Source organism: Flavobacterium sp. SOK18b (genome assembly GCF_014156605.1).
GTDB lineage: Bacteria > Bacteroidota > Bacteroidia > Flavobacteriales > Flavobacteriaceae > Flavobacterium > Flavobacterium tiangeerense.
In genome coordinates this window covers 1-4,518 of sequence record NZ_QKNZ01000131.1, presented here as the reverse complement: position 1 = coordinate 4,518, position 4,518 = coordinate 1, and the positions used below count along the sequence as shown (strand labels likewise).

Annotated in this window: 2 protein-coding genes; one reads left to right on the top strand and one right to left on the bottom strand. The window is 33.3% G+C overall.

What is annotated here, in order from left to right; all coding sequences use genetic code 11:
- Window positions 1-171: 171 nt before the first annotated feature.
- Window positions 172-2,034, bottom strand: coding sequence for an ABC-F family ATP-binding cassette domain-containing protein (locus tag DNC80_RS14785; protein WP_086455173.1), 1,863 nt, complete (start codon window positions 2,032-2,034; stop codon window positions 172-174).
- A gap of 372 nt (window positions 2,035-2,406) precedes the next feature.
- Between DNC80_RS14785 and DNC80_RS14780 the strand changes: the two genes are divergently transcribed.
- On the top strand, window positions 2,407-3,711 hold the full coding sequence (locus DNC80_RS14780; RefSeq protein ID WP_182651872.1) for an NAD(P)/FAD-dependent oxidoreductase: 1,305 nt from the start codon (window positions 2,407-2,409) through the stop codon (window positions 3,709-3,711).
- Window positions 3,712-4,518 lie beyond the last annotated feature (807 nt).

The following is a 4,518-nucleotide window of genomic DNA, read 5'->3' as shown; positions in this document are numbered from 1 at the left end:
AAAATAAACTACAAAACACCGATCGGTCTTTTAATTCAATGTAATTTTTCTTACCAGTCAAAAATTGGTTTTATGCAAAAAAAAATCCACAACAAAATCAAAATTTTGTTGTGGATTTAATCCTAAATAGTAATAATGTTCCAAGCTGCAAACTGCAACTGAGTCCTAATTTTAACCTTCCATTTTGGCGCTTAATTCAAACCAACGTTCTTCTTTAAGTTCCATCTTTTGGATGAGGTTTTGCAATTCATTTCCTTTTTTCTCAATATCAGCATCAGTAATTTTTCCATCCGAAAAAAGTTGCTCAATAGCTACTTTTTGAATCTCTAAATCTTTGATTTCTCGTTCTATTTTCTGGAATTCTTTTTGCTCATTAAAAGTTAAATTTCCGGTGGGATTGTTTTGTTTCCAGTCTTTCTTTTCGGCTTTGTTTTCCTCTTTTTGGGCTACATCAGCACTGTCTTCATAGGCTCTAAAATCAGAGTAGTTTCCTGGAAAATCTTCCACAACACCGTTACCTCTAAAAATGAATAAGTGATCCACAATTTTGTCCATAAAGTATCTATCGTGAGAAACTACTAAAAGACAGCCTGGATAATCTAGTAAAAAACTCTCTAGTACATTAAGTGTTACAATGTCCAAATCATTAGTTGGTTCATCCAGAATCAAAAAGTTCGGATTCTGAATCAAAACGGTACACAGGTACAAACGTTTCAACTCACCACCGCTCAATCGGTCTACAAAGTCATATTGTTTTTTGGCATCAAATAAAAATCGTTCTAACAACTGTGATGCCGAAATCAATTTTCCTTTCATCAACGGAATAAATTCTCCGTATTCCTTAATGACATCTATAACGCGCTGTCCTGGTTTTGGGTTGATTCCGCTTTGCGTGTAGTAGCCTACTTTTATGGTTTCACCTACTACCACTTTCCCGCCATCAAGCGGTAAAGTACCAGTCAATAAATTCAAGAAAGTCGACTTTCCTGTTCCGTTTTTACCAATGATTCCAATACGTTCACCACGTTGAAAATCAAAACTAAAGTTGTCCATGATCACATGGTCCTTGAATTTTTTAGAAATTTTGTGAAGCTCAATAATCTTGCTTCCCATGCGTTCCATGTTAATTTCAAGCTCTACTTTGTTTTCACGACGCCTGCTTTGTGCTTTTTCCTTGATTTCATAAAAATCATCCTGACGCGATTTTGATTTTGTCGTTCTCGCTTTTGGCTGACGGCGCATCCATTCTAATTCTTTCACAAAAAGATTCTGTGCTTTATCAACACTTGAATTTTCTGAGGCAATGCGTTCCTCTTTTTTCTCTAAATAATACGAGTAATTTCCTTTGTATTGGTATAATTTTCCGTTGTCTAATTCTATGATTTCATTACACACACGCTCTAAGAAAAAACGGTCGTGTGTCACCATAAACAGGGTAATATTTTCTTTGGCAAAGTAACTTTCGAGCCATTCAATCATTTCTAAATCTAAGTGATTCGTAGGTTCATCCAGAATTAATAAATCAGGACGGTTGATCAAAATGATGGCTAGTGATAGACGCTTTTTTTGTCCACCCGAAAGGTTTTTTACTTTAAGCTTGAAATTTTCTAATTTCAATTTGAATAAAATTTGCTTGTATTGTGTTTCAAAATCCCAAGCATTATGCTGATCCATACCATCGAAAGCTTTTTGGTACGCCTCTTCGTCTTCGGGATTTTCCAATGCTTTTTCGTAGGCTTCAATAACTTTTAGCGTTTCATTATCAGAGGCAAAAATGCTTTCTTCAATAGTCAATTCGTCTTGCAAATTATTGTTTTGGGACAAAAACGCCATTTTAATACCTTTTCTAAGCACAACTTGGCCAGAATCTGCTTCTTCAAGACCATTGATAATGCTCATTATAGTGGTTTTTCCAGAACCGTTTTTGGCAATAAAAGCAATTTTTTGATCTTTATTTATCCCGAAAGAAATGTCTTTAAACAAGGTTCTTTCTCCAAATGATTTCGATATGTTTTCTACTGAAAGGTAATTCACAAGTGTATTTTTTTTGCAAAAGTACATTTTTAAATGCCCATTTACCAATTGTTTAATGCAATCCTACCTATTGGAAGTTAATATGTATGGATTGTTACGAAATACAATGCTACAATAACAGTATTATAGTTGTTTATCTCGCCTTAAATGTATTCAGATTGAAATTATTTTGTTTTTGAAAATGATTCGTCCTTCATTTTTAAAAGAGTTGACTATCTGTATTTTTTCAGTTGTAGAGCATTAAAATCTGTTTGTAAAAAGCGATTTTGAAATACGATTAAGCCCCACATGCAGTTCCGTTATTATACATTGGTTGTTGAGGTACATTAAAATATCTTTGTATATTTGGAATCAAACAGTCAATACAATACAATGAACATACCTCATTCATCCTTACCCAGAGTGGTCATAATAGGTGGCGGATTTGCGGGAATAGCCTTGGCAAAAAAATTAAAGAATAAAAAAGTGCAAGTAGTATTACTGGACAAGCACAATTACCATACGTTTCAGCCCTTACTGTATCAAGTGGCTACTGGCGGATTAGAGGCAGGATCTATTGCATATCCCATTCGGAAAGTGATTCAAGAATATGATGATTTTTATTTTAGATTGACTAATGTTCAGGAAATTGACACTAAAAATCAAAAAGTAATTGCCGAAATTGGGGAGTTAAACTATGATTATCTGGTTATTGCTACGGGTTCCAAAACGAATTATTTTGGAAATAAAGAAATAGAACGCAACAGTATGGCCATGAAAACCATACCGCAGTCACTCAATATAAGAAGTCTCATCTTAGAGAATTTTGAACAAGCAGTACTTACCAAAGATGTTTCGGAACAAAATAGTTTGATCAATTTTGTTTTGGTAGGAGGTGGGCCAACAGGAGTAGAGCTTGCAGGTGCTCTTGCCGAGATGAAAAAAGCCATTCTCCAAAAAGATTATCCGGATTTGGATATTGCTAAAATGGAAATAAATTTAATTCAAAGCGGTGATCGAATTCTAAATACCATGAGCGAAGCATCATCTCAAGCTGCAGAGAAATTTTTAACAAGTTTAGGAGTCAAGATTTGGAAAAACGTTCGTGTGACCAATTATGATGGACGTACCATTACAACCAATTCTGATTTGACTTTTGATACCGCTACCGTAATCTGGACCGCAGGAGTTCAAGGTGCATTAGTTGCCGGTTTAGATGGAAAATCATTGGTTGAAAAAGTAGCGCGAATCAAAGTCAATGAATACAGTCAGGTTCATGGCTACCAAAATATATTTGCTATTGGCGATATTGCGTCTATGGTATCAGCTGCCTATCCAGAAGGGCATCCTATGATGGCTCAACCTGCTTTGCAACAAGGGGAAGTATTAGGCACGAATATAATACGATTACTTAAAAAGGAACCCTTGGAAGCATTTGAATACAATGACAAAGGTTCTATGGCTACCATTGGCAGGAATAAAGCTGTAGTCGATTTGCCTAAATATCATTTTAATGGTGTCTTTGCTTGGTTCGTTTGGATGTTTGTCCATTTGTTTTCGCTCATTGGTTTCAAGAACAAAGCCGTTGTATTTCTAAACTGGGTCTACAATTACATTCGTTTTGATCGTGAGGGCAGGCTCATCATTAGACCTTTTAAAAAGAAAAGCTTTACTACTTTTACTAGTGACGAGTTGTAGGCTCATTTTTAACTTCAAAATATCTATAATAATTTAAAGTTTTAAAACGGATCTTAAATCCTGTACTTGTTTGGCTATATTAGTAAACAAGTCTAGACCTTATTTTGCGAGATTCTGAAGGCAAATTTTTTTTTGAATTCGAATAGAAAAGCTATTCATTAGACTCAAATTATGTGTCTTCAACTGATGATAATTTAGGTAGAATATTTAACGGACAAATTTAGAAAATTTACTAGTCTGAATACCAGTAATGGTACTAGTTGTTGGGTTGAAGGCAGTGTTTAAAATTATTTATTACCGGTATAACTTGGACTGTCTTTAAAGACGGTCTTTTTTTTGATCAATTTTAATTGTTATTGTTTTTTAGTATTGATACCATGTAATTCTATAAGAATAGGTATCGTTCTGCTTTAAACTATTTCACTTTAGTTTTCTAGATTATTATTTGCAAGGAAAATTGAGAATTCGGTCGTGGTATACAGTTACTTTCATCGACACTTTTGCGTTATTCATCGATTTAAAATAATTTTTTTTGAATAAAATTTTACATTTATTCAAAAGTTTTTTTAGTTTTTTCATGAAAATAGAATTATTTCCAATTGAATAGTTATAGCTTCATGTTTATGGTTATTTTTATATTAATTCATGTATTTAGAGATGCATTTTTTTAATAATTAGTGTTGATTATCTATTAAAATTGCTTTTAATCTACTTTTTATCACGTGATTAGTTAGTTTTTAAAATATATTTTAGTTTTACCGTTTTAAATAAAACTGTTAACAATATTTTAACGTATTTGTATCATAG

Coding starts and splice junctions, on each gene's coding strand:
- DNC80_RS14780 (WP_182651872.1), top strand. CDS start 2,407: ATGAACATACCTCATTCATCCTTACCCAGAGTGGTCATAATAGGTGGC.